The organism is Synechococcus sp. WH 8016, from assembly GCF_000230675.1.
In the GTDB taxonomy this organism is placed as follows: Bacteria; Cyanobacteriota; Cyanobacteriia; order PCC-6307; family Cyanobiaceae; genus Synechococcus_C.
This window is the reverse complement of record NZ_AGIK01000001.1, coordinates 1197907-1222065: the sequence shown is the minus strand read 5'-3', so window position 1 is coordinate 1222065 and position 24159 is coordinate 1197907. Positions and strand designations below refer to the sequence as shown.

Annotated in this window: 31 protein-coding genes and 3 tRNA genes; 18 read left to right on the top strand and 16 right to left on the bottom strand. The window is 56.2% G+C overall.

Going from position 1 to position 24159, the window contains the following annotated elements; translation table 11 throughout:
• Positions 1-7 precede the first annotated feature (7 nt).
• A complete protein-coding gene (pyrF, locus tag SYN8016DRAFT_RS06665; protein WP_006853568.1) occupies positions 8-763 on the top strand; it encodes an orotidine-5'-phosphate decarboxylase in 756 nt (251 codons plus the stop codon).
• A 50-nt stretch (positions 764-813) separates the two neighbouring features.
• On the opposite strand, the gene plsY is transcribed toward pyrF, so the two are convergent.
• From plsY to SYN8016DRAFT_RS06640, 5 genes are all read right to left on the bottom strand, one after another.
• The gene (plsY, locus tag SYN8016DRAFT_RS06660) at positions 814-1401 is read right to left on the bottom strand and encodes a glycerol-3-phosphate 1-O-acyltransferase PlsY (protein ID WP_006853567.1); all 588 of its coding nucleotides are present in this window, start codon (positions 1399-1401) and stop codon (positions 814-816) included.
• Complete coding sequence (locus SYN8016DRAFT_RS06655) at positions 1401-2435, bottom strand: DUF3086 domain-containing protein (RefSeq protein WP_006853566.1); 1035 nt, start codon at positions 2433-2435, stop codon at positions 1401-1403. Before SYN8016DRAFT_RS06655 ends, plsY begins: the two co-directional genes overlap by 1 nt.
• A 126-nt stretch (positions 2436-2561) precedes the next feature.
• Positions 2562-2960, bottom strand: a complete 399-nt coding sequence (locus SYN8016DRAFT_RS06650; RefSeq protein WP_006853565.1) for a DUF3119 family protein — start codon at positions 2958-2960, stop codon at positions 2562-2564.
• 12 nt (positions 2961-2972) lie between these two features.
• The gene (locus tag SYN8016DRAFT_RS06645; protein ID WP_006853564.1) at positions 2973-3719 is read right to left on the bottom strand and encodes an ABC transporter permease; all 747 of its coding nucleotides are present in this window, start codon (positions 3717-3719) and stop codon (positions 2973-2975) included.
• A 23-nt stretch (positions 3720-3742) separates the two neighbouring features.
• Positions 3743-5059, bottom strand: coding sequence for an MFS transporter (locus SYN8016DRAFT_RS06640; protein WP_006853563.1), 1317 nt, complete (start codon positions 5057-5059; stop codon positions 3743-3745).
• Positions 5060-5193: 134 nt separating this feature from the next.
• On the opposite strand from SYN8016DRAFT_RS06640, the gene SYN8016DRAFT_RS06635 reads away from it, so the two are divergent.
• Positions 5194-5264, top strand: a tRNA-Gly gene (locus tag SYN8016DRAFT_RS06635).
• 4 nt (positions 5265-5268) lie between these two features.
• Here the strand turns inward: SYN8016DRAFT_RS06635 and SYN8016DRAFT_RS06630 are convergent.
• Positions 5269-7344 (bottom strand): glycogen-debranching protein, encoded by a 2076-nt coding sequence (locus tag SYN8016DRAFT_RS06630; protein ID WP_038013491.1) that lies wholly within the window; start codon positions 7342-7344, stop codon positions 5269-5271.
• A 66-nt stretch (positions 7345-7410) separates the two neighbouring features.
• Here SYN8016DRAFT_RS06630 and SYN8016DRAFT_RS06625 point away from each other — a divergent pair, with 66 nt between their 5' ends.
• From SYN8016DRAFT_RS06625 to SYN8016DRAFT_RS15325, 6 genes are all read left to right on the top strand, one after another.
• Entirely contained in the window at positions 7411-8082 is a 672-nt protein-coding gene (locus SYN8016DRAFT_RS06625) for a hypothetical protein (RefSeq protein WP_038013488.1), read from the top strand.
• A 142-nt stretch (positions 8083-8224) separates the two neighbouring features.
• Positions 8225-8500, top strand: coding sequence for an HU family DNA-binding protein (locus tag SYN8016DRAFT_RS06620; RefSeq protein WP_011620102.1), 276 nt, complete (start codon positions 8225-8227; stop codon positions 8498-8500).
• 80 nt (positions 8501-8580) lie between these two features.
• Positions 8581-9501, top strand: a complete 921-nt coding sequence (gene gluQRS / locus SYN8016DRAFT_RS06615; protein WP_050802717.1) for a tRNA glutamyl-Q(34) synthetase GluQRS — start codon at positions 8581-8583, stop codon at positions 9499-9501.
• Positions 9502-9680: 179 nt separating this feature from the next.
• Positions 9681-10181 carry a hypothetical protein gene (locus SYN8016DRAFT_RS15740; RefSeq protein WP_006853558.1) on the top strand — a complete coding sequence of 167 codons (501 nt, stop codon included), beginning with the start codon at positions 9681-9683 and terminating at the stop codon, positions 10179-10181.
• Between the two features lie 41 nt (positions 10182-10222).
• Complete coding sequence (locus SYN8016DRAFT_RS06605; RefSeq protein WP_006853557.1) at positions 10223-10504, top strand: hypothetical protein; 282 nt, start codon at positions 10223-10225, stop codon at positions 10502-10504.
• A 427-nt stretch (positions 10505-10931) separates the two neighbouring features.
• The gene (locus tag SYN8016DRAFT_RS15325; protein WP_159098308.1) at positions 10932-11102 is read left to right on the top strand and encodes a hypothetical protein; all 171 of its coding nucleotides are present in this window, start codon (positions 10932-10934) and stop codon (positions 11100-11102) included.
• A gap of 30 nt (positions 11103-11132) precedes the next feature.
• Here the strand turns inward: SYN8016DRAFT_RS15325 and SYN8016DRAFT_RS06600 are convergent, their stop codons facing one another.
• Positions 11133-11582, bottom strand: a complete 450-nt coding sequence (locus tag SYN8016DRAFT_RS06600; protein WP_006853556.1) for a GNAT family N-acetyltransferase — start codon at positions 11580-11582, stop codon at positions 11133-11135.
• Between the two features lie 58 nt (positions 11583-11640).
• Here SYN8016DRAFT_RS06600 and SYN8016DRAFT_RS06595 point away from each other — a divergent pair, with 58 nt between their 5' ends.
• Entirely contained in the window at positions 11641-11841 is a 201-nt protein-coding gene (locus SYN8016DRAFT_RS06595) for a chlorophyll a/b-binding protein (protein WP_038013485.1), read from the top strand.
• Between the two features lie 358 nt (positions 11842-12199).
• On the opposite strand, the gene SYN8016DRAFT_RS06590 is transcribed toward SYN8016DRAFT_RS06595, so the two are convergent.
• Together SYN8016DRAFT_RS06590 and SYN8016DRAFT_RS15535 are read right to left on the bottom strand one after the other, a co-directional pair.
• The gene (locus tag SYN8016DRAFT_RS06590; protein ID WP_006853553.1) at positions 12200-12460 is read right to left on the bottom strand and encodes a hypothetical protein; all 261 of its coding nucleotides are present in this window, start codon (positions 12458-12460) and stop codon (positions 12200-12202) included.
• Positions 12461-12863: 403 nt separating this feature from the next.
• On the bottom strand, positions 12864-13025 hold the full coding sequence (locus tag SYN8016DRAFT_RS15535) for a hypothetical protein (protein ID WP_006853551.1): 162 nt from the start codon (positions 13023-13025) through the stop codon (positions 12864-12866).
• A 419-nt stretch (positions 13026-13444) separates the two neighbouring features.
• Here SYN8016DRAFT_RS15535 and SYN8016DRAFT_RS06585 point away from each other — a divergent pair, with 419 nt between their 5' ends.
• Together SYN8016DRAFT_RS06585 and SYN8016DRAFT_RS06580 are read left to right on the top strand one after the other, a co-directional pair.
• Entirely contained in the window at positions 13445-13762 is a 318-nt protein-coding gene (locus tag SYN8016DRAFT_RS06585) for a DUF3288 family protein (protein ID WP_006853549.1), read from the top strand.
• Positions 13763-13954: 192 nt separating this feature from the next.
• Complete coding sequence (locus SYN8016DRAFT_RS06580) at positions 13955-14410, top strand: MAPEG family protein (RefSeq protein WP_006853548.1); 456 nt, start codon at positions 13955-13957, stop codon at positions 14408-14410.
• Between the two features lie 37 nt (positions 14411-14447).
• Here the strand turns inward: SYN8016DRAFT_RS06580 and SYN8016DRAFT_RS06575 are convergent, their stop codons facing one another.
• Both SYN8016DRAFT_RS06575 and SYN8016DRAFT_RS06570 read right to left on the bottom strand, forming a co-directional pair.
• Positions 14448-14966: a hypothetical protein gene (locus SYN8016DRAFT_RS06575; RefSeq protein ID WP_006853547.1), complete on the bottom strand. Its 519-nt coding sequence runs from the start codon at positions 14964-14966 to the stop codon at positions 14448-14450.
• A gap of 73 nt (positions 14967-15039) precedes the next feature.
• Positions 15040-16122, bottom strand: coding sequence for a phosphotransacetylase family protein (locus SYN8016DRAFT_RS06570; protein ID WP_006853546.1), 1083 nt, complete (start codon positions 16120-16122; stop codon positions 15040-15042).
• A gap of 125 nt (positions 16123-16247) precedes the next feature.
• Here SYN8016DRAFT_RS06570 and SYN8016DRAFT_RS06565 point away from each other — a divergent pair, with 125 nt between their 5' ends.
• Positions 16248-17015: an SDR family oxidoreductase gene (locus SYN8016DRAFT_RS06565; protein WP_006853545.1), complete on the top strand. Its 768-nt coding sequence runs from the start codon at positions 16248-16250 to the stop codon at positions 17013-17015.
• On the opposite strand, the gene map is transcribed toward SYN8016DRAFT_RS06565, so the two are convergent.
• Positions 16996-17835, bottom strand: a complete 840-nt coding sequence (map, locus tag SYN8016DRAFT_RS06560) for a type I methionyl aminopeptidase (protein WP_038013482.1) — start codon at positions 17833-17835, stop codon at positions 16996-16998. The genes SYN8016DRAFT_RS06565 and map overlap by 20 nt on opposite strands.
• 91 nt (positions 17836-17926) lie before the next feature.
• Here map and SYN8016DRAFT_RS06555 point away from each other — a divergent pair, with 91 nt between their 5' ends.
• From SYN8016DRAFT_RS06555 to gltX, 6 genes are all read left to right on the top strand, one after another.
• Entirely contained in the window at positions 17927-18253 is a 327-nt protein-coding gene (locus tag SYN8016DRAFT_RS06555; RefSeq protein ID WP_038013893.1) for a hypothetical protein, read from the top strand.
• A 32-nt stretch (positions 18254-18285) separates the two neighbouring features.
• Complete coding sequence (rplS, locus tag SYN8016DRAFT_RS06550; protein ID WP_006853542.1) at positions 18286-18744, top strand: 50S ribosomal protein L19; 459 nt, start codon at positions 18286-18288, stop codon at positions 18742-18744.
• A gap of 60 nt (positions 18745-18804) precedes the next feature.
• Positions 18805-18877: transfer RNA gene (locus SYN8016DRAFT_RS06545), tRNA-Trp, on the top strand.
• A 39-nt stretch (positions 18878-18916) separates the two neighbouring features.
• Positions 18917-19105, top strand: coding sequence for a hyperconserved protein Hcp (locus SYN8016DRAFT_RS06540; protein WP_006043540.1), 189 nt, complete (start codon positions 18917-18919; stop codon positions 19103-19105).
• 354 nt (positions 19106-19459) lie between these two features.
• Positions 19460-19533 (top strand) — tRNA-Asp (locus SYN8016DRAFT_RS06530).
• A gap of 19 nt (positions 19534-19552) precedes the next feature.
• On the top strand, positions 19553-20983 hold the full coding sequence (gene gltX / locus SYN8016DRAFT_RS06525; protein ID WP_006853541.1) for a glutamate--tRNA ligase: 1431 nt from the start codon (positions 19553-19555) through the stop codon (positions 20981-20983).
• Here gltX and SYN8016DRAFT_RS06520 read toward each other — a convergent pair.
• From SYN8016DRAFT_RS06520 to wecB, 4 genes are read right to left on the bottom strand one after another with little or no spacing between them, the layout of a single operon-like run.
• Positions 20933-22210 carry a sodium:proton antiporter gene (locus SYN8016DRAFT_RS06520; protein ID WP_006853540.1) on the bottom strand — a complete coding sequence of 426 codons (1278 nt, stop codon included), beginning with the start codon at positions 22208-22210 and terminating at the stop codon, positions 20933-20935. The two genes, gltX and SYN8016DRAFT_RS06520, sit on opposite strands and share 51 nt — an antisense overlap.
• A complete protein-coding gene (locus SYN8016DRAFT_RS06515) occupies positions 22200-22445 on the bottom strand; it encodes a hypothetical protein (RefSeq protein ID WP_038013478.1) in 246 nt (81 codons plus the stop codon). The genes SYN8016DRAFT_RS06520 and SYN8016DRAFT_RS06515 overlap by 11 nt, the downstream gene beginning before the upstream one ends.
• Entirely contained in the window at positions 22363-22992 is a 630-nt protein-coding gene (locus SYN8016DRAFT_RS06510) for a DUF1643 domain-containing protein (RefSeq protein ID WP_253909795.1), read from the bottom strand. Before SYN8016DRAFT_RS06510 ends, SYN8016DRAFT_RS06515 begins: the two co-directional genes overlap by 83 nt.
• Complete coding sequence (gene wecB, locus SYN8016DRAFT_RS06505; RefSeq protein WP_038013475.1) at positions 22973-24085, bottom strand: non-hydrolyzing UDP-N-acetylglucosamine 2-epimerase; 1113 nt, start codon at positions 24083-24085, stop codon at positions 22973-22975. The genes SYN8016DRAFT_RS06510 and wecB overlap by 20 nt, the downstream gene beginning before the upstream one ends.
• Between the last annotated feature and the right edge of the window lie 74 nt (positions 24086-24159).

Genomic DNA, 24159 nt, shown 5'->3' with positions numbered 1-24159 from the left:
CATCACGATGAGGGTCGTGCGGAGACGGTGCGTGGCTTCCTCTTTCTCGGCTGAATCAGCGGAACGGATCATCGTGGCCCTCGATGGCATGGCGCCGGAGCAGGCCCTGGAGTTTGCGGCCGCGGTGGAAGGGCTGCGCTGGGTGAAGGTGGGCCTGGAGCTGTTCGTGCAAGCGGGGCCGCAGGTGGTGGCTCAGTTGCGGGACCAGGGCTTGCGGGTGTTTCTGGATCTCAAATTTCACGACATTCCGGCGACCATGGCAGGTGCTTGCCGGCGGGCGGCGGCACTCGGAGCGGAGCTGATCACCGTCCATGCCTGCGCTGGCAGCGAAGCGCTGCAGGCGGCTCAGGCCGCGGCGGTGGAGGGGGCGCAAAGCAGCGGGCAGCCGCTGCCAACTCTTTTGGCGGTGACGGTGCTCACCAGCTGGGAGCAGCAGCGGCTCCAACGGGAACTCGCCATCAGCCAAGACATCGCCGAGCGGGTATCGGCCTTGGCGCAGCTGTCGGCAACTGCCGGCATTGGTGGATGCGTGTGTTCGCCTTTGGAAGTCGCGGCGCTACGGGCTCAGCATCCTGAGCCGTTTGCGCTTGTCACCCCGGGGATTCGCCCCAAGGGAGCGGCCGTGGGCGATCAGGCCCGGGTGATGGGGCCGGCTGAGGCGATGGCTGCTGGCGCCAGCAAGCTGGTAATCGGCCGGCCGATCACCAAGGCTGAAAACCCCAGCGCTGCGTTTGCCGCCTGCTTCAGTGGGTTTAGCTGCTGATCCTTGCTTTAAAAGGTGAGGCTGAGTCCGCCCCAGGCCGGCCGCTGCACTCAAGACTTCTGGCCCATCTTCGGCTCGGTGCCATTGAGCAGTCTTTGGATGTTGCTGCGGTGACGCCAAAGCACCAGCAGCATCGCCACCAGGGCTACCACCAGATTGGCCGTGCTGCCAGAACCGGCCGCCATTAGCAGCGGCAGGCTGATCGCCGCTAACACGCTCGCCAGTGACACGAGCCGACTCAGGCTGAACACCGCCATGAAGACGCCAAAACTGGCCAGCCCCACGGGCCATGCCAAGCCGAGAAACATCCCTAATCCGGTCGCGACTGCTTTGCCGCCCTTAAAGCCCAGCCAAACAGGCCAAATATGACCAGCTAGGGCGGTCAGACCTGCTAAGACCTGAATCCAATCACCGAGGCCAAGCGCGCGGGCCAGCAAGACAGCGGCGGCTCCCTTCCCCACATCGATCAAAAAGACAACCAACGCGGGACCCTTGCCCACTTGCCGGAGCACATTGGTGGCTCCCGTGGAGCCCGAACCGAGGTCGCGCAGGTCAATGCCTTTGAGCCAGCGACCTGCAAGCCAGCCACTGGGGATGGATCCAAGTAGGTAGCCGAGGAGAAGAGAAAAAAAACCCATCAGAGCAGCTCGTTGTCGTCGTCGTAGATCTCACCGGGGCCAGCCGCAAAGGCCATCCACAGCGGAAACTGAAGCACGGGGATGTCGACGACGCGCTCAGCGGCATCGATCACAATCAAAGGAACTTCACCGCGTTCTTCCAGGCGGTCGGCGCGCTCAACTAAGGCATCACCCCTTTCAAACAGCACGATGCCGCTGTTTGGACCAAAGTCTTCCCGGCCTAGGCCAAGGGCATCTTGCAATCCGCGCCGCCATTCGCCGAGTCGCTCTGGTTGACCTGCCAAAACAAGGGTCTGGAATTGATCGCCATAAAGATCGCTAAGGATGGCGATCAGGGCACTCCCTACCAAAACGTTGCGCGGGCGATTCCCGCGACTGGACTGGGCTCCCCGTCCGCCCTGATTGAAGAACCAGTCCTCAAGGAGGGCGATATCGCTTTGGTCGAGGCTGCGGCGCAGCTTCCAAGGATCGGCATAAAAATCAGGTTGCTCGGCAAACCGCTCGAGGTTGGCGCGAATCAGGGCTTCATCGGGTCGGAAGGTGTCGGCGACCGCTGGGGTTGGCTCTGCAATGGGGGCCCCTTCCTGGGTGCTAACCGTCTGTTGATCCAGAGGAGAAGGCTTCACGACCACCGGCTGAGATACCAGTTCGAGCTGCTCAACCGATTGAGCCATGCCCTGAAGCGCGCCGCTTAGATACTCCTGGAATCCCTTTACGCGCCGCGCAATGGCATCGGACTGACCGACAAAGCTCCCGGCAATCTCCTGCTCAAGCTGCAGCTTGCGTTGGTTGAGGCTGTTGATGTCTTGCTGTAAGGCATCGCGGCGTTGCTGTAGCTCGGTCAGGGCGAGGCTGATAAAGGCTTCTCCAGTTGGGCCTGAAGTCGTTTCTGCAGAGGTGTTCTCAGCAGAGGTGTCGTCAGTAGAGGTCTCCTCAGCAGAGCCGTCGCTCTGTGGTGCTTCTGGTTCAGGTGACGATGTTTCGGCTGTCTCGTCGGAACGCTCCTGGGGCGTCAGATCGGTGTCGTCAGGCATGGTCTGCTCGTCCTTGAACTATTTCAGCTGATCGCGCGACGCAAGTCGAACCTTCTGTCCAAACGTGTGGAAAGCATTTCGTTTTCGTTACGCCAGCGCCTGAAGAAAGACTTCACTCACTCTGGCTCAGGGCTTGGCTTGTTGTAAGGGCCCCACCCGTTGTTCCAGTTGCTCTTGAAGTTCCGCTGGATTGAACAGGATGGGAAGGAAATGAATGCTTTTGGTTTCACGGAAGTAAAACAGTCCGGGTAGCCAAGGTGCGAAAAGGCGCCAAGACATCCACTCGCGAAAAGGGAAACGGCGTAACACCTCTTGCCCTCGCCACACGACCAGATCGTCCTCGCTGAATTCAAGCTTCAGGATGTAGGTCTGCACCAGAAGAAACACACCGAACAACCCCACCACGAGGGTTGGCCAGGGACTGAGGGGTAAGGGCCAAAGGGCTGCACTCAGCAGAAGAATCACCAATGCCAGCCTGGGGCTTGGGCTGATGATCACGTTGCTGGTCGTTGGAGAGGGTGTCATGGGGTTGCGTAATCAGCCGAATAAAATCGAGGTGAGCAGGACATCCATCAGGGCCACGGTGACAAGGATCATGACCACAGCTCCAGTGGTGCTGGTTCCAACCTCTTTGGCACCACCTTTGGTAGTCATGCCCCATCCACAGGCAATCACGCCAATTTGAAGCCCAAAGACCAGAGCTTTGATCAGCATGAAGGGCAGATCATCAGGATCTAACCATGTCCTCACAGCGGTCCAAAACACGGCCGGAGGAATGCTGTAAAGGCTGGTGCTGCTGATTTGAGCGCTCCAGATCGCAACCCCAAAAAACAACAGGCATTGCACGGGTGCCATCACCACCATGGCGATGAGGCGCGGCACTACCAAGTACTCCACGGGATCGGTGCGGAGCATCGTGATCGCATCGATCTGCTCGGTGACCTTCATCGTTCCCAATTGGGCGGCATAGGCAGTGGCCACCTTTCCAGTGAGCAGCGTGGCGGTGAGCAGGGGAGCAATCTCCCTGGCGAGGCCAATGGCGAGAACACCCCCCACGGTGGATCCGGCGCCCATGCTGTTGAGCTCCGCTGTGATTTGAATGTTGAACACGGTGCCGGCCGCTAAGGCCGTGATGATCACGATCAAAAAGCTTCCAGGCCCCGCTTCTTGGAGCTGATCAAACAGATCAATGGTGTTGATCCGGCCTTTCGTTGTGGCCGAGACAGCTTGTCCGCCGATCAGCAGGCTGCTGCCAAGTCGGTTCAGCCAGCGCGGGGACTTCATTGGGGGGAGATCAGAGAAAAGACTTAAGCGCTGTGGAGATGAGCGCCGCGATCAGGCCAGCGTCGCATCATTACAAGCCCCAGCACCACCAACACCGCTGGAATTAGGCCCATGCAAAGGCGAATGGCAATCAGGGCTGATTCGGGCTGTTGAACGAAACTTAAGGCGCCATCGCAGCTCTTTGTAGAGATGTATCCAGTGAGCGAAAGCAAAGCCCCAAAGACGCTCATGCTCAGTCCAATGATGAATTTTTGTCCAAATACCATCCATGCGGTGTAAAGGCCCGCTGGGTGGGTGGGATCCGCGTCGATCGCATCAGGGAGCAGAGACCAGGGGATGAGGTAAGCCGTTGAAGCCCCCAATCCCACCAGCATGATCAGGCCGATCACGGGGATCAAGGCAACCATTCCGCTGTTCTCAGGGATCGGGGTGAGAAGCATGGAGAGCAGGCAAGCAGCAATCCAGATGCTCGAACCCCAGCCGAGAGCCGTGATGCGTCCATGGCGGTTGGACAACATGCTCCACAGCTGGAGGCCGATCAACGCCGCAATATTGAAGGCAAGGAGCAGCAGGGTGGCCATTCCAGCGGGAACGTGGATGACTTGGACAAGCCAAATAAGGGCAACGACTTGCATCAGTTGAAGTCCGAACCACAGCAGCAAATAGAGCCCCAGAACGAGAAGGAAACGGGGGTTGGAGCGGATGCGTCTTAATTGCTGAAGCGTGGGCTCTTCGTTGCCGCTTGGACGTTGCGCTTTTTTGGCGTAAGGGGCGAGGCCCCAGCAGCAGAGCAGGGTTGCGACCGCTGCGATCGTTCCCGTGATTTGTCCCATCAACAAGTAGCCACCGCCGCCTTCTCTCAAGACGAGATAGGCAACGAGTAACCCCATGGTTCCCGCGGTGATCGATCCGGTGAAGCGGGCCGCATTCAGGCGGGTGCGAATCGCCGTATCCGGGGTGAGTTCCGTGGAGAGCGCGGCATAGGGCAGGTTCACGCTCGTATAAGCCGTCATCAGCAGGATGGCCATCAACACGTAATACGCCGTGCGCTGCAGGGTGCTCCCCTCTGGGACCCACCACATCGCTGCCAGGCTGATCCCTAAAGGCAACGCGGCTGCAAACATCCAAGGAAGTCTTGGGCCCCATCGACTCTGGGTGTGATCGCTCATCCAGCCGATCAGGGGATCATTGATCGCATCCCAGATTTTGATCACGGTGAGCAAGGAGCCGGCAATGAAAGCTGGCAACCCTGCGGCACAGGTAAAAAACGGGAACAGATAAAACCCCAGTGTTGTGGCGGCCAGTCCGGTACCTGCATCCCCAAGCCCGTAAGCGAGCATGAGACGGCGACGGGAGCCCTCGGGGCGAGCTGTTGAAGTCAATCCTGAACAGGGGGGGCACGCGGACCGTCATAATGCTTGGGCACGCGACCAAACAGCTACCTTCCTCTGGTAAGCAGTTCGGACGTACTAGTGCGGGCGTAGTTTAGTGGTAAAACCTCAGCCTTCCAAGCTGATGATGCGGGTTCGATTCCCGCCGCCCGCTTGATTCAAAGACTCAGGCGGTCTGCGTACTCCTGAGCCACCATCACCACCAGGCTGCGCGCCTCCAACGGAACCCCAGAGGGCGTCCAACGTTCGATTTGTGTTGGTAGATCCTCTCCAGCAGGCAATGCTGTGTCGATCAAACGACACCATGGCGAGGCCGCTTCCGGTAGGTCGAAGTGCATGGACTTGAAGTAGGCGTTGAAGCCCATCCACAACACGGCACCTTGGTGACCTTGCTGCAAGCTCAGCGCTAAACAGTGGGACCAATTCGCCCAGTCAGGTTTGCTGAGCTCGACTCCGTGCCACTGGCGCCACAACTTGTCTGAATCTCCTGATCGGAGTGGTTTCTTTTCGTTGTGAGGCTGGATCGGATTGAACAAGCTCGCAAGTTGTTGGCGCACATCGAGTAAGCGCCGCACGAAGGTCTGTAACTCGTGATCGCAGTGATCCTCTCCCCAGATCATCCAGCTGAGAGGGCTGTCCTGGCACCACGTGTTGTTATTCCCTCCCTGACTGCGCCCGACTTCATCGCCCATCAGCAGCATCGGGACACCACGACTCAGCAGCAAGGTGCTGAGCAGATTGCGTTGTTGGCGCTGACGGAGTGCCTGGATGGCGCGATTGCTGCTCGGCCCTTCGACGCCATGATTCCAGCTGTTGTTGTGGTTCTCACCGTCTCGGTTGTTTTCACCATTGGCCAGATTGTGTTTGTTGTTGAAGCTCACAAGGTCCAAGAGGCTGAAGCCGTCGTGCGCCGTAATCAGGTTCACTGAGCTGCCAAGACTGGCCGCTTTCCCGTTGTACAAATCGGGGCTGCCACGAAAGCGTTGTCCAAGAGCCCAGGTGCTGCCCTCATCTCCTTTCCAGAAACTGCGTAAAGCATCACGGAAGTGTCCGTTCCAGGTGCCAATCCTTTTGGCCGGAAAATCACTCAGCCGGTAAAGCCCACCACAATCCCAGGGTTCGCTCACCAACTTGAGTTCACTCAGCTGCGGATCAGCCTCCATCGCTTCAAACAGGGGTGGGTGTTCCAGAGGTTTCAGCTTCTCTCCGCGGCTGAGAGCAATCCCTAAATCGAAGCGGAAGCCGTCAATGCCCAGTTCAATGGCCCAGCAGCGGAGTGATTCGAGGATGAGTTGTCTGGAGAGTGGATCGTTGGCAGCAATGCTGTTGCCACAACCGCTCACATCCATGTACTCACCCGCATCGCTCTGGTGGTAGTAGTTGCGATCGGCAAACCCCCTCCAGCTCAGGGTGGGTCCGTTGCGGTTGCCCTCCGTGGTGTGGTTGTAAACCACATCCAAAAGCACCTCAATTCCTGCGTCATGGCAGGCCGCCACCAGTTCACGCACCTGGTCTCGAGCGGAGTGGGGGTCCGCGCCTACCGCGTATTCGTGATGGGGTGCGAACCAACTCAGAGGGCTGTAACCCCAAACGTTGTCACGACCAGCCGGGGCATCGTTGGGATCGAAGGCTTGGATCGGTAGCAGTTCGATCGTGGTGACCCCGATCTCCTTTAGGTAGGGGATCTTGTCGATCACTCCTAAATAGGTTCCGCGTCGATCGGGGCTGATACCGCTGTCAGGGCGTTTGGTGAACCCTCCGATGTGGAGCTCGTAGATCACGGTGTCTTGCCAGCTATGGCGAGGCCGGGGATGGGCTTGGAAATCGAACGCATCTCGCTCGGAAACCACCGATTTCAAGCACCTGTCGGAGTTGGGTGATGCGCCGGTCGCCGCTACACGCTGATAAACGTTCCAGCCATCAATGGCGCGGGCGCAGGGGTCAACAAGCACCTTGGCGGGCCTAAATCCATGGCCACCTGGCTCAATGGGGCCAAACACTCGATAGCAGTAGCAACACCCAGCACCAAGGCCTTCGACCTCGACATGCCAATAATTGGCGGAGCGATGCTGCTCCGACAGCTCGATCACCTGTTCGGGTGCCTTTGCCTCAGCATCGGAAAAAATCAGCAATTCGAGCCGATTGGCCGCTGGCGCCGCAACGGAAAAATTCACACCGCGGGGTGTGATCGTGCTGCCTAGGGGCCAGGGACTGCCGCGATGGATCGTGCTCAAAGATCCGCCCGCAGATCGCAGGACGTACTTCCCTCAAAGTAGAGGGTGTGATGGAACTCCACCGAAATGACGATGACCTCGGCTTTGGAGTCAGGCCGACCACCTCAGCAAATCTTGGACAATCTTTGGTTGTTTCCACCCAATCGAGACTGTCGTGGTGGGTCGTCGTGGTGGCTCGATTTGGACCCAGAACCTGTCCTGATTGATTGCCCACCGCTGACTGAGGCCAGCCTTCAAGCCCTGCATGACCTGGCATCTGATCGTTCAGCTCGGATTTTGCTGACGAGTCGAGAGGGGCATGGACGCCTTCGTCGCCTGCAAGAACGATTGGGATGGCCTGTGTTGGTTCAAGAGCAAGAGGCTTACCTCTTACCAGGGGTCCAACCCCTTGAGACTTTTGTTGATTCCCACATCACAGCCTCCGGTTTAAGGCTGCTTTGGACGCCCGGACCCACGCCAGGAAGCTGCGTTGTGCACGCTCCAGCCCCTATGGATGTGCTGTTTTGCGGACGATTATTAATTCCAGTTCAAGAAGGTCAAATGGCTCCTCTTCGTCATCGACGCACGTTTCATTGGCCGAGGCAGCAGCTCAGCCTTCAGCGTCTGCGCGATTGGATTCCTCCAGAGTCAAGTCCAGCACTGGCTTCTGGAGCAGGCCTTGGGGCGCTGCGAGGTGGGCGCTTAGCTCCTTTCGACAGTTGGAGTCCTGCCCAATCAGACCTGCTTCCTCAAGACTGATTGGGTGAATGCGTTGCGGCACAGGCTTTTTCGGTTGCCTCAAGGCGCTGACCTCCATACGATTGGCACGCTCAAGGAAGCCGTGCGGATGTTGACCTCCGCAACGTCAACCATCGCGCTCTCGCTCCATATCACTCCTTCCATGAACAAAGCTGATCTCGTCAACCTCGTTGCTGCTCGCACCGAACTCACCAAAACCGACGTCTCCCTCGTTGTGGACGCCGCTATCGACACCATCATTGATTCCGTTGTCGAAGGGAAAAAAGTTTCCATCCTTGGTTTTGGTTCGTTTGAACCACGCGAGCGTTCTGCTCGTCAGGGCCTGAACCCCAAAACCGGTGAAAAGATCAAAATTCCTGCCAAGCGTGTTCCCGCTTTTACCGCTGGCAAAATGTTCAAAGACCGCGTCCAGGGCTAATCAAAGACTCTCTGCTGATCAGGGGTGGTCTTCTGACCACCCTTTTTTGTTGAGATGAGCGATCAGCATTATCGATGGCTATCGAGCTTCCCGTTCACCTGAGTCGAGTCCTGCAGAACGGCCAGAGACTGCGCCAACAGGGCTACCGGGGGCGCTTTGCTCCCACGCCATCCGGTCCACTTCACCTCGGCAATGTGAGGACGGCTCTTCTGTCGTGGCTGCATGCCCGAGTCAATAAAGGGCAATGGTTGTTGCGGGTCGATGACCTTGATACGCCAAGGATTCGTTCTGGCGCCATTGAGTCGGTGCTGCAGGACCTCCGCTGGCTAGGCCTCCACTGGGATGGGCCCCTTGTGCTCCAGAGCAGACGCCGAGGCCTCTATGGCTCATTCCTTTCAAGCTTGCGGAAGCAGGGTTATCTCTATCCCTGTCGCTGTAGTCGCCGTCAGCTTGACGGTGCAAGCATCTATCCAGGAACGTGCAGGCGGCTCCCACAAGACTGGGGCTTGAGGAATGCGCGATTACCGGCCTGGAGATTGCGCGTTGCTGAGCCCTTCTCCGCTCAGGTAGGAGATGTCGTTCTTCGTCGCGCCGATGGAGTCATCGCTTATCACATGGCTACGTCCATCGATGAGTTGGCGATGGGCATCAGTGAGGTCGTGCGAGGGCAAGATCTGGTGTCGGTCTGTGCCGCTCAGATCGCTGTTATGTCCAGCCTGGGAATGGCCTCCCCGCGCTACGGGCATGTGCCGTTGCTCTGTGATCCGTCCGGCCAAAAACTGTCAAAACGCGAGCATGCGACAGGCGTGAGGTCGCTGCGTGATCGTGGAGATACGGCAGCGCAATTGATTGGCCAATTGGCTTCATCACTTGGGCTCGTGCCTCCCGAGCAGGCGATTTCGGCTGAAGAATTGCTGGAGGAGCTGAGAGAGCGTCAGGAGAAGCTCACCTCATTGATTGCTGGGGCTGATTCTTCAGGAAAAGTTCGGGATCGCAATTAAAAAAAGGCCTCAAACTAAACGTCTTGAAACGGCAACAGCAACCATGACCTGCAGAAGCTGCGGCGGCAGTGGCATTCAGCGAATCAATGACAAGCGTTTTCGTACTTGTCTGGATTGTTTGGGGCAAGGCGAGCCCACGAAGAGTCAAAATCAAGAGTTAGGCATGTCACTGCCAGCCCTTGGAATTCAGCACTCCACGGCCCTTCCTGAGCCGGTTAACGCAGTTGTTTCTTCCTCTGTTGCCAAATAAAGAAGGCGGCGGTCACCACGACAGCCAACAAAGGCACAGTGGTGAACAGCAGAAGGGCGACAGCAGTCCAGTCGGTGTACATCCGATCCGAGAAATAGCTGTCGCATCCTCTCAGGAGATCGCGATTTCTGGGGCAATTCTGTTGGTCCTTGGTGGTGCTGTTATCGGTTCCGCTTCTTCTGCTTCGCTTCGGAGCGTCAATCCTGTTGCGTTGGATTGTTTTCGATTCGAGCGAATCGACAGCTGTCAGGAAGCTTTGAACCGTGCTGAACAGCTGCAGCGCAGTGCATCAGCACGCGACCGTTATCCCTGTCAAACCATGCTTTTGGGTCTGCAGTCCGACCTCGTGATGGTGCAGCTCCGTGCTGGACGTGGAAAAGACGCTGTCAATTTTTTGACGGCTGTGAATGTTCAGTGTCAGGGCTTTTGAGGCTGGATGCGGTCAAACTGGTTTCAGTTGTTCAGCAGCTCATGCCGATCCAGCGACCTTTTGATGGGCGTTTAAGCGCAGTGGTTTCCCTTCTCATCGGCTGTGTTTCCCTGGTTGGCGTCTCCGTGAAAAGCCAGGTTCGTTTCAATGACTGCCAACCGGTGGCCGGTGGAGGCGTGACCTGCAACACGGTGCCTTACGGGAACACAAGAACTCAGATGATTGATGGTCAATATGGGCTTATGGATCAAGCCAGCCCTGGATGGGCCGAATATGACCCCTACGAAGGGTATGAAGACATGCTCGGTGGCAACCAGACTTGAGGCAATCTTCGTCAGTGACGCCGTGGATCGCCAGCTGAACGTTCTTGGATAGTTCCTGCAAGGTCGTTAGGCCTCCCAGGATGGATTAGGGGATGCAGGGTCGGGCAGGATCACCCTATGAACTGGGCGGTGAGGGGCGATTTTGATGATTTCCATGCTTTTCCACAACTTTTCCACAGCCGCTGAATCCGGATTGTTTGGAGTCAGAGCAGCGCTGTAGCCCGGGATCGAACGTTCTTCTTCTGTTTTCAGATTGCTTTATTTCGTTGTTCGATGCTGATGGACTCAATTTCATGTTGTTTGTACTGCTGTCATAGAAAGGGTTTGTTGCGTGTAAGCGAGCTCACATTGTTGTCATCTAAAAGTTGCTTCAATTCATGACTGAACCTGCTCGGTTGGCTTTGATGAGCCAGACCAACGCCATGACGTGAGCAAAAATCTGCTTTGGTTTGAAATTGGTGTGGAAAAACACATGCTGAGAGAGGAATTTGGCGAATCAGCAAGCATCAGTGTTTTTATTCTTCGCCCAGTCTTGAAAATCTCGATGATTTTTCCATCATTTCGCCATCTTTTCGCCATCGCTGTAGGCGATTTGTAAGGCTTTAGCGATTCGCCTGAGGGAGCGGACTCAGCCCAAGCGTTTGTCCATTTTGAAATGCAAGAATGGCACGCCGGCGATCGTGAATGGCTCAGGAGCGATCACCATCCAACCCCGTCGCTCCAGCATCGGCCGACTGAGGAGGCTGGCTTCTGTTTGCAACCGTTTGATTCCCATGCGTTGGGCATCGCATTCAATGGCCTTAAGCAGCGCTGAGCCATGTCCCTGTCGAGACGATCGACCTCGGCAATACAGCATTGACAGTCGGTTGGAGGGATGGCGAATCGCGAACCCATCATCGACTCCACTGATCCAGCCTTGGCCTTCTTCCAAGGTGCGATCCAATAGTCCTGGTAGCCAAGCGAGGCTTGCCCAAGCGTGTATTTGTTCTGGGCTGTAAATCTGAGCGGCTTGGCTATGAATGGCATCCACGAAAATTTCGCGTAGCAAAGGGATGTCAGTGGCTTGGATGGGTCGCATGGCGATGCTTCGCAAAACGTTGCAAAGCGGGTAAAGTTCGTGTACTTATTTGAAGATGATGAACTCCGTCTCCCAGTTCCAAGAAGATTGGTTCCAGAACGGCTCTTCAGAGCAAAGCAAGTCTGGGCGATTTGTTGCTGCAGAGCTCCTCAATGGACGCTTAGCCATGCTCGGCATTGTGATCGGCGTTCTCACGGAGGCCTTGACAGGTCATGGCATTCTGAGCCAAATCACGTTTGGCGTTTTAGGAATTAACTGATGACTGATTACTCTGTTTGGATTTATGCAATGTTGGCTGTGGGTGCACTCATTACAGCCGCTGTTGTCTTCACCCTTTCTCAGCCAAGTGATTTGCCTTACTTGAAAAAGAAATAGATCGACCAGTTTCGTCTACTTAGCCCCAGAGCATTGCTGCTGACATCTTTGGGGTTTCAAGCAATGTGTCGTGTTGAATCTGAAGATGGATGATCGCCACCTTCATCCTGGTGTCATCAATCGCCACGCATCGATTTCGCTTCTGTGAAGACTTCGGAAATCGATAGGGCCGTTACGCCATTCTGAAGCCAGTGGTTTCTAGGGCCGAAGCCACTGGCAGTGAGACCTCTGGTGAGACGTTTTTATGCTTTCTCAACCGCGCCGAGGTGGATGTTGCTCATGGTGTCAGTGAGATCACCAATGTCGAGCAGACCTTCAGCGCTAAACCAAGGAGCATTGGCCCAGCTGAATCCTTCCCCAAAGGTGTTGTCTGGAGCTACGACATACCAATGACAAGCCGTATCAGGGACGTCTACGGCACATTTCGACCAATCGTTGGACCACTGGGGGACCTGAACCCACATCACAGCCGCAAACAACAGCGAAGCAATCGATCTGAGCATCTCATTCCTAGACGGCTTGACATCGTAATGGGATTTTGTGGATTTAAAACATTCTTGGCATGCCCTATCAAATCCAAAAGCATTCAAAGCCAGTTGCCGCAGTCTTTTCGCTCTTCAGATTGCCTCTGGAAATAGCCGATGGGATGGAGAATCTGATCAGAGAGGTCGCGCTAGCGCCTGGGTGCAAAGCGATCAGTTGCAGGCTTGATGACGCATGCGAAACAATTAAATAACATCCTATGGAGTAAGAAAGTCCGTACGTAAATAGATAGCCAGTTGTTCGTCAGAAGATAGTGGAGATGGATTTACAGCAGGGCTCACTGATAAGCCCGCGAATATCTGCGCCTCTTCTGTTGTGATTGGAAAATATGACCGTTGGTGCTTTGTTCCTATTTTGGGCGTTTCAGCTTCCTTTCCTGGCATGCTTTTCGCGGGCCTGACGTCGCTTCATGGCGTGCAAAAAGCCTTTTTCTAGAGAGGTGAGTTTTGGATTGGATTCTCCAATTGCATCGTGGGCGCGTTGCTTCGCGTCATCGATGAATTTATCTCCTTTGTCGAAGCCCATGTCGATCTCGCGTTTCGTGCAACGTAGACACGTTGTTTCCGCTTGACATCTTTGTCAGCTAACCCTGTGAATTGCTTGCGACCATTGTCGGGCGTTGTCATCAAAGGGGTTGAGAACAAAATCGAATGGATCGTCAGCTCGTAATTCCAAAGAATGAAAACAGATTTCGTTTGCTTGGCGTATCTCTTTTGGTTTGGGGCAGCATCGCTGCCTTGATTGGCTGGGGTGTCATGAGTGCATATCCAGCCATTTGATGTTGCTTAACAGGTGCCACCTCAGGCGATGACCTGGTTCAGTCACCACTGGGGTTCCCTTGGTTGACCTTGGTTAACCGCTTCACGGTGTAGATCTCAATGCGCTTGAGTATCACCAAGGACGTCTGATCCTTTGTGCTTCGTCGCTTGTAGACCCAACCCTTTATGGCAGAAGACATTCAGCAAACTCATCCGCTTTATGCATCGGATCGGGATATTTTGGACTCTTTGCTTGGTTTTGAAGGAGTTCCTGGCCCCGACCAGCTGACGTCCGCAGCAAGACTTGCGACGCGTTATGGAGACTTCCCTGGGGCTGATGACATCAAGACAGACTTGCAGAAAGTTGTCGCTGCTTGGGGCTTCACTCGCGACACACTTAATCGTCAGTGCAGAGAGATCTGGGCCAGCGGTTGGCGTCCAGGTCAAAGTCTCAATGATGAGGTTGGTTCTGGTTCGGATGTCAGCGATTCGGATGCCCCGTAACGATGTACCCGCCACTTGATGGCGCATTTTTAAGCTTTTCTTGCTGAAAAGTTGAAAACAATGGATGGAAGAAGGGCTGGTGTGGCGGCATGCCCCTGTGTTGTCAGGGCAGGGATAAGACGTCTTGGGTCGTGGAACGACATCACAATCCAGAAGATTGCTGTTTAGAAAGGATTTGTATTTGGCTGGCCCATGGATCTCATTGCTTTGTTGACGGCTGTTCCAGCAGCTCCCTATGCCTGGTCTCTTGTGCTGGCTGGCGCGGTTGTGATTGTCAGCATTGTTCCTCTAGGTGCGGCGCGCTCCCAGGCTGACTTCACCATGGCTGACATGAATGCGCCAAGGGCGATGTTTGATCGCCTGCCCGCGTGGGGGAAGCGGGCCAGTTGGGCTCATCAGAACAGTTTTGAAGCGTTTGGTCTTCATGCTCCTGCTGCTTTGTTGGCTCTAATCGCCGCTCTTCAAACAGGACCTTTGCCAGGTATTGCGGCCGTTGTGGCCCTCATTCAGCCCATCCTTCGACTTGTCTATATCGGTGCTTACGTCAGCAACATTGCGCCTTTAAGAGGCTTGTGCTGGGCGTCGGCGCTCTTTTGCACAGGCATTTTGTACGTGGAAGGCCTGAAAGCTCTTCTTCAATCGGCATGACCGCCTCAGCGAGCAGCCCTGAACGGATCGAAACCGATTAATCGAAAAACAGAAGACTGACCACTTTCCCCATGTCTTCTGCACTTCTGCAGCTAGCAAGAAGTGTTTCGCTGTCATGAAACGCGAGACAGATCAATTGATCACAACGGTTGATGATCTCTTGATTGCAGAGACTGCTGGCGATGGGCAACGGCAGATCGTCATGCTCAGGTTTTTCGATCAGATGGAGAACCTGATCTAGCTGGTCGCGAATTTCCGGGACTTGTCGATCGAGACTCTGGGGGAGCAGCACGGTGAGTCGCTCGCGATCAACGGCTAAGACCCCCCGAATCACGGCTGCATTGACACCCTGAGACCCCGAGGTCAGCAACGTATGCCCCTCTTGTGCCAAGGACCGAGAGATCAGTTCTACGAGATGAATCGCGACGACCGGCACGTGGCGGCTGCCAAGAATGGCAATTCTCCGCTTCCCCTTGTCCTGTAGGAGGGCAAGTTCTTGGGCAAGTGTGTCGACCCTGTCGAGTGCAGGAAGATCAAGAGAGCGGCTCAATGACATCCCACTGGCAGTTTCAAACGCTAGCAGCGCCCCTCGAGAGAGGTGTGCCTAGGTGAGATCGCTCCGCAAACGCTCAGCTAACGGCACGAAACAATTCGCTCAGCTGGCAGTGCTCTTCAACGAGTCGGAAGGCATAGGTGGCCTTCACTGTTTCGTGGAGACGCACATGTCCGAAGGCCTGTTCAATCACTTCAACCGTGGCCAGCGTGTCGTGCTCAACCTTCAGAAGGGGCACCTCCAATTCATCGGCACGATTGACCAGTTGGGGGAGAGGCTCTCCAGCGCCGGTGAGGATCAGGCACTGCGTTGAGGCCTCGAGTGCTGCCAGCTGAATATCGGTGCGATCAGCGCCTGTCACAACAGCCATGTTGCGCCGACGCCTGAAGAATTCCATTGCTGAATTCACATTCATGGCTCCGATACTCAGTGTCTCAACCAGGAGTTCGAGGCGTTCTTTGCAACAAATCACTCGCGCATCAAGACGTCTCACCAGCTCTCCAACGGTGACGCTGCGTAGAAGGGGAGATCTGGGCATCACCCCGAAGACCTTTAATCCCAGTGCCTGAAGAGCCGGCACCACGTGTTGATTCAATTCCTCGACTTCATCAGGTGTCACCGCATTCAAAACAACACCGGCTAGTCGATCGCCGAGCTGATGCTGGGCTGCGAGGAGGGCATCCACGCTGCGGCTGTCTTGCCAAAGATGCACCAGAACCACTGGAGCAGATAGTCCTTCAGCGAGTTGAACGAGGCTGAGGCCATACATCAGACCCTCGTGCAGACTTCCTGCCGCTTCGAGCATGGTGAAGCTGTCTTGATCGTTTTGTAGATCTTTCAACAACATCTCGAGCCCGGTTCCTGCCTCCAAATTGCCCTGTCTCAGACGGGTGTCTGCGGTCTCTGGAGAGAGCAGATGGAGGGATGGAATCAAGCGGGTCTCGTCGAGCCCAAGGGTTGTGCCAACGAAACGCACATCGTCATCAATCAATGGATCGGGCAAAGGAGACCCTTTGGCCGTCCACTCAAGACTTGTGGCGAGTGGTTTGCCAAAGCGCACAGTCCGGCCTTCAGACAGGAGATGGCGGGCTAATCCGAGTACGAGAGCGGATTTGCCGCTGAACGGCTCACAGGATCCGATCAGCAGTGTGTTGCCCATGCAGGAGATCCCGGCGTGTTCAGCAATTTAGAGGTCAAGCCCCGTTGTGCTGTCATCGTTGGGCCGGTGAAGGTGTGAATGGTTTCGTCCAAGTTGCTTCCCCCCCCTGATCCAAATCCCCTTTCATGGCCAAACAGGCATCTCCCTCCTCCGCTGCTCCCCTGTCCGGGCGTTGGTCTGGACGAACAGTGGGAATCACTGGAGCGAGTGGTGCGCTGGGCCGTGCCTTAACCCAGGCTTTGATCGCAGAGGGCGCCTGGGTGATTGCTTTCAGTCATCGTCCGCGCCCCCAAGCCCAAGCGTCGCCTGATGAAGCTCAAGAGTGGGTTCGTTGGTCTTGCGGAGATGAGCGTCAGCTGGAGCCCATTCTCAAAGGTCTTGATGTGCTCGTTTTGAACCACGGCATCAACCCTGGTGGTGACCAGTGCCCAGACACTCTCTCCAAAGCCCTTGAGGTGAATGCATTCAGCCATTGGCGTTTGATGCAGCAGTTCGAGACCATCGCCGATCAAGATCTCAACCGCGAACAGCCGAGGGAGCTCTGGGTCAACACGTCAGAGGCCGAGATCCAACCGGCCTTGAGCCCTGGCTATGAGTTGAGCAAGCGGCTGATCGGTGAGCTGGTCAGCTCGCGTTGGAACAACCGTGACGCGGAGCAGCGTGAGGCATTGCGGCTTCGCAAACTGATCCTCGGACCGTTTCGCTCCAATCTCAACCCGATTGGGGTGATGACGTCAGGTTTTGTCGCTAAACAGGTGCTCTGGCAAGCAAGCCTTGGGGTGAACTTGATCATCGTCACCCCCAACCCTCTTACGTACCTTCTAATGCCCTCCATCGAACTGATTCGGAGGGTTTATTGCCGCGCTTTGAAGATCAATCCCCCCGATCGGTGAGGATCTCGCAACCATCAGAGGTCACCACGATGGTGTGCTCCCACTGAGCGGAAAGACTTCCATCCTTGGTAACGACGGTCCAGCGGTCTTTGAGGGTGCGGCAAGCATTGCTTCCTGCGTTGAGAATGGGCTCAACGGCTAGCGTCATTCCTGGGCGCAATTTCACATTGGGGAGAGCGTCTGTTCGGAAGTTGAACACCGATGGCTCCTCATGGAGATTCCGTCCAACTCCATGGCCGGTGTAATCCTCCACCACGCTGAAGTGATTGGCTTTGACGTGGTCTTCAACGGCTCCAGCGATGTCGAGAAGCGTATTCCCAGCACGGATCTGGGAGAGTCCAGCCATCAGTGATTCCTGAGCGACACGACTGAGCTTTCGTGCTTCTTCCGAGACGTCGCCGACGCAAACGGTGATGCAGCTATCCCCGTGGTAGCCGTCGAAATAGGCCCCCGTATCCACTTTGAGGAGATCGCCAGCATGGATGACCCGTTTGTTGCTGGGGATGCCATGCACCACCTCGTTGTTGATGCTGGCGCAGATGCTTGCAGGGAAGCCGTGGTAACCCATGAAACTGGGGGTTGCACCCATTTCCCTGATGCGGCGCTCGGCATGGGCGTCGAGATCGCCAGTGGTCTGGCCAGGTTCAACCAGCTCCATGATCTCGCGCAAAACGGTGGCGACGATCGAACTGGCTTTCGCCATGATTTTCAGCTCTCGAGCTGACTTGATTTCCACGCCGCGTCTCTGCTGGATGCGCGGCCCTGTGGCCGTAACGGTGGAAGCTTTTGTGGAGGCGAGGAGGTCAGCGAACAAATTCATCGAGTTACAGCGTTTCTTGTTTCAGGCCGTTAAAGCAGGCCGCAACAGCGGACGCTCCACAGACAGTCTTCCTGTCACGCTATCAATTGCAATGGAGGGATCGACGGTGGCCCGCTTGTTGGTTCGCGTACGCCAATTGCATCGCTGGGTGGCTCCTCTCGTTGTGCTCCCTTTGCTGGTCACCGTTAGTACCGGAGTGACCTATCGGTTGGCGAAGGACTGGGGAGGGTTGAGCCGTGACCAAGTCCATTGGTTGATGACGATCCATGAGGGCGAGTGGCTGGGGCCTGCCCTCGAACCAGTCGTCGTCCTGCTTAACGCGGTTGGCCTGTTGTGGATGCTGGCGACGGGGTCCTGGCTTCTTCTGCAAAACGTTCGAAGGCAGTGGATTGCGTCTCGGAAGGAGGCTGGGGGTTAAGGTGGTTGTTTGGCGTGTTACCAGGAGCTGGGATGGCAGTGGACCCGATAGAGACGTCTGTGGACGTCGCCACTGAGGCGACCAGCGGAGCAACTGCTGTTGCTGAAAAATCAACGGCGAAAGATTCGAAGAAGATGAGTGCTTCAGCACTGATTAAGGAATTCGAGGACGCTCAGTTGAAGAGCGATCTTCCTGAGATTTACGTCGGCGACACCGTGCGTGTTGGTGTTCGCATCAGCGAGGGCAATAAGGAGCGTGTCCAGCCCTATGAGGGCGTTGTGATCGCTAAGCGCCATGGAAGTCTTAATCAGACGATCACGGTGCGACGCATCTTCCAGGGCATCGGTGTTGAGCGTGTTTTTATGCTCCACAGCCCACAAGTGGCCTCAGTGAAGATTGAGCGTCGCGGTAAAGTAAGGCGTGCGAAGCTCTTTTATCTGCGGGACCGGGTGGGCAAGGCCACTCGCGTGAAGCAGCGCTTCGATCGCTGAGGCTTTCGCTTCAACGAATTAATGCCATCGTTTTTCGATGGCTGAGGGGTTCATCGCCTTGCGCCGTTAGTTCAGTTGGTAGAACGCAGGTCTCCAAAACCTGATGTCGGGGGTTCAAGTCCTCCACGGCGCGTCCGATGACCCCTTACTTGCAGTTTTCCTGATTTCGAGCATGGAGTTGGATCTTCAACCTGGTGATGTGGTCAAAGTGCTCGAATCAGCCGCTCTCGGCTGGGTTCGTGCACGAGTGATTCGCGTTAAGTCCGGTGGACGAGTCGTCGTTCAAAGCGACCAAGGCCGTGAATTCACGGCTCGAGGGAATCAAGTGCGTTTGATCGAACCAGCTGGATTCCGTCCCTGAGCCGCATTTTGGCTCCGGCTCATCCTTCATCCTCCCCGCAGAGGGAGGATTTTTTTTGTTTGCTTGTGCGCCTTTCTTGGGATGGGTTTGATCTCCCCTCCAGGGAGGAGTGTGTCCATCCATGGCTTGGCCTGTTCCGTGCCTCATTCTCGAAGCGTTTTGTGTTGGCTTTGGCCTTTGAAGAGGCTGTCTCTCCCAGACCCTCCAATGGCAGATCACAGGGGGAAGCTCAGAAAACGTTGGTGCCCCTACGAGTGTGTTGACGCAGGGCAGGGCGGCAGTTGATACTGGCCAAGTCGCGTGAGCGGCAAGTGCACTCTTTGTGGGTAAAGCTCCTTCCATTGAGTTCAACCTGGGACCGTAGTTCAATCGGTTAGAGCACCGCCCTGTCACGGCGGAAGTTGCGGGTTCGAATCCCGTCGGTCCCGTTTTCATTCTTCCGGCTTAGTGACGGTTCGCGTTCGTCTGGCCCCAAGCCCCACCGGCACGCTTCATATCGGAACAGCTCGCACAGCTGTTTTTAATTGGCTGTTTGCCCGACACCAAAACGGCCAATTTTTGCTGAGAATTGAGGACACCGATAAAGAGCGATCCAAGCCAGAGTTCACACAAAATATTCTTGATGGCTTGCACTGGCTTGGCCTGGACTGGGATGAGGAACCGGTCATCCAAAGCGAGCGGATTGAATCCCATCGACAGGCGATCAGTCAATTGCTCGATCAAGGTCTTGCCTATCGCTGTTATGCCAGCGAGCAAGAATTGGATGCCATGCGTGAAGCGCAGAGGGCTTCAGGGAAGCCACCTCGGTACGACAACCGTCATCGCCATCTCAGTGCTGAACAGGAGGAGGCCTATCGGGCTGAAGGGCGAGAGGCGGTGATCCGTTTTCGCATTGATGACGAAGCCACCATTGCTTGGACCGATATGGTGCGCGGTCCGATGCAATGGCGAGGAGCGGATCTTGGTGGCGACATGGTGATCGCCAGACGTGCTCCTGCCAACACGGTTGGTGACCCCCTCTACAACCTCGTGGTCGTGGTTGATGATGCCGCTATGGCCATCAGCCACGTGATTCGAGGTGAGGATCACATTGCCAATACGGCCAAGCAACTTTTGCTGTATCAAGCGCTTGGGTTGACCTGCCCAACGTTTGCCCATACGCCCTTGATCCTCAATCCAGAGGGGAGAAAGCTGTCGAAGCGTGATGGGGTGACCTCCATTGGCGATTTTCAGGCCATGGGTTACACCGCAGAGGCCTTAGCCAATTACATGACCCTGCTCGGTTGGTCTGTACCGGAAGGAATGGAGGAACGGTTCACGCTTCGAGAAGCAGCCGACGTTTTCAGTTTTGATCGGGTGAACAAAGCAGGAGCCAAATTCGATTGGGACAAGCTCAACTGGCTCAATGCCCAGATTTTGCATGGTTGCTCGCCTGACGAGCTTCTCGAAGTCCTTGAACCCCGCTGGCGGCAACAAGGCTGGGTTGCTAGCGATCCTGTTTGGGCCAACGACCTAGTTGTTTTGCTTGGACCGTCGCTCACCTTGATTGAAGACGGAGTGACCCAAGCCCAGCCCTTTTTTGAAGAGCCCCCCCTAGAAGAGGATGGACTGAAGCAACTGGAGCAAGCAGGAGCGCGTCCTGCCCTTCAGGCACTTCTCTCCGCTCTTGAGCTGAATCCATGGGATGGTCTCGATGTTGAGCGCGCCCAAACCTTGCTCAAAGAGGCGGCTGCCACCGCTGATGTCAAGAAGGGCGTCTTGATGAAGAGTCTTAGGGCCGCGTTGCTCGGTCGCCTGCAGGGGCCAGACCTCATCACCACATGGGCATTACTGGCCAGACTCGGGAACGATCGGCAGCGCTTGCGTCGCTGCCTCTGACGAGGCAGACGCCGTGGGGTCAGAGTCTTCTGGCCCCTCAGCAATCAAGCCAAGAACGCGCGCCAGCGGTTGTGCTGTTAAGCCTTGGATGCCAACGGTCATCAAAATTGTGAGGAATACCAACCCTTGCAGCCGACCTGCACCCAAAATCCCAGCCTGCTCAAGGCGGATCGCAAACAATGAGGCCACCGCTGCTGTGACGATTCCTCTTGGAGCCAGCCAGGCCATAAACAATTTTTGTCGCCACACCAAGGGCAAACCGACTGTGGCCACACTCACGGCGACTGGTCGCACCACAAACATGAGCAGCAAGACACAGCTCACACCGCCCCATCCAAGCGGACTGAGCTCAGCCCAAGACACGTCTGCTGCCAATAACGGAAACAGCATGGTGATGGCGAGTGCAGCCAATTCTCGGATCAGCTCATCGAGCTGACCGGCTTCTTCGGTTGATCGACGACCGACCACGACGCCTGCGGCCACGGATGCCGGTAGCCCTGATTCAGGCAGGAGCCATTCGGCAATCCCAAACATCAGGAACAACGCCCCCAGCGTGAGCTGTAGGCGCAATCCGACGGGTTGCGAAGAATTCAGGCGTCGTAGCCCCTCAGATAAAAGCCAACCAACCGTGACCCCAATGAGCACTCCCCCTCCGAGGCGTGCCAGCAAGCCCTGGGCCAATTCACGCCAGCCGTGCAAGTCGCCTAGAGCGAGTTCCAGGAGCAGCAGGGCCAACACCGCTCCAATGGGCTCGAGCACCAGTCCTTCCGCTTCCAGCACATCTCCCAGGGGATGGGCTAAGCGGATTTGTTTCACGATCGGGGTGACCACGGTGGGCCCGGTGGCCAGCACGATGGCGCTAAAGACTGCAGCCAAGGACCATCCAAGGCCGGCGAGCCAGTGCGCAGCAAGCATTCCCGCACCAAGAGAAATGAAGATTCTCAGGACTGAGATGCGAAGCACGGTGGCTTTAATCGTGTCCCCGGGTAGACGAAGGTTGAGACCTCCGTCAAACAACACCAAGCTCACCAACAGTCCAACGATGGTTTGTAGCCCTTGCCCGAGATCGAGAGGCTCAACGAGCCCTAGGCCAGAGCGCCCGATCAGCAGCCCTGAAAGCAACAGCAAAACCACGCCATTGATATTGGATAAAGCCGCTAGCAGCCTCGCCCCTGCACCCGCAAAGACCGTGATGCCCCAAAGCAGCCCTAAACGCTCAGGCGTCATCGATCAAGGCGTATTGCGGTTCAACCCGCATTCCGATGACGGCATCTGGACGCACGACCAGAAACTCACCGTCTAGTTCACTGAGGGGAACATTCACAAAAGCCCCTTCAGCACTGGCGTTAACCAAGCCTTGATACCAATCCTGGAATTGATCAAGTGACGTGAAATGCACCACTTCGGTCTGTCCGCCAGACAGGTGAAGGGAGATCCGATACCGGCGCGGAGTGCGGTTCATCTAGGAACCGTACTGCCCAGGCAACTCTCTGTACATCACGGGGAAGGTAGAGGGGGTGGCGGGGATAGCCCGCTTTGGTCAAGCCAGCCACAAAAGGGGGTGGAAGCTCTCCTCGTTGATCGCTGACGTCGCTCAACATTTTCAAGATCGCCTTATCCCGTTGCTGCAGTCCTCCGCCGACCCCCCATCCCAGCCAAAGATCCCATGCGGGCTGTTGGGCCCACCGCTGGAACCAGCTGCGCAAAATCAGATCATTTTCAGCGCCGATTGGCTCGCTGCAACGGCAGAGCTGTGAGGGGGAGGGGGAGATGCGGGCAAACAAATTGAGGACCACAAGATGGTGATACCCCCAGTGCTGGGAAAAGCCTTGAAGCCGTCGCAGGGTTGGGTCGTCTCGCTGTCCATCGGCTCGCGACGGATTCAGTCCAACGAACAGCAGCACCCGTCTCTGTTCCGAGCTGTGATGCCTGGATTGAATGGGCCGATGCAGCAACCAGCGGTAAGCACCGCAAGAACTAAGGGCTGCGTCAGCTTGCCAAGAGTTCAAGGGCCGCCCCAAGAATCCTTTCACTCGCGTGGCCATCGCCAAAGGGATTCACGGCTTTCGCCATGGCGTTGTAGGCCTCGCTGTTCTCCAACAACAGGGAGGCTTCCCGGTGAATCGTGGTTGGATCCGTTCCCACCAATCGGGCTGTTCCGGCCTCAACGGCTTCGGGTCGTTCGGTGGTTTCACGCAGCACCAGAACCGGTTTCCCGAGAGCGGGTGCTTCTTCCTGCAACCCACCGGAGTCTGTGAGTAGGAGCGTGCAGCCCTTCATGGCTGCCACCAAGCGGTCGTAATCCAGGGGCTCTGTCAGCACCACGCGGGGATGCTCCCCTAGCAGGGCCTGTAGAGGTTCACGCACGGTTGGGTTGCGATGCAAAGGCAACAGCAACACGGTGTCGGGATGACTGTCGAGCACACGCAGCATTCCATCCGCGATGTTCTTGAGGCGGTCACCCCAATTTTCGCGACGGTGCACGGTTGCCAAAATCACCCTTTGCGCGTCCCAATCGATGGCGAAGTCGCTCAACGCAGGGGCGCGCTCTGACATTCGCAGCAGGGCATCAATCACCGTGTTGCCTGTAAGCAACACGCGACCAACAACCCCAGACGCTTGGAGGTTGGCTTCTGATTGCTGTGTGGGAGCAAAGTGAAGATGCGAAATTTGAGAAATCAAACGACGGTTGGCTTCTTCTGGAAAAGGATCGAGAAGATTGTCCGTACGCAGTCCGGCTTCGACGTGACCAACGGGAATTTGCTCGTAGAAAGCGGAGAGGGCTGCCGCGAAGGCCGTGGTGGTGTCTCCTTGAACCAGAACAAGCTGTGGAGGAAATGCTTGGAATTCATCTCGCAAGCCCTGCAGCGCTGCACAAGTCACGTGCGTAAGCGTTTGTCGTGGTGCCATCAGATTGAGATCCAGATCGGCACTCAGGCCAAACAAATCCATCACTTGAGACACCATCTCCCGGTGCTGACCTGTCAGCACAACTCGGGTTTCCAAGGCCTTACAGGCCCGGAATTCTTGGATCACAGGCGCCAATTTGATGGCTTCAGGCCTCGTGCCCAAGACGATTGTCACGCGTGGCAGGCGAGCCATAACCATCCAGATTGTGGATTAATCCTACGGGCGATCTGCCCGGGAAGTCTTGGCATCAACTTGCCAGATGACGA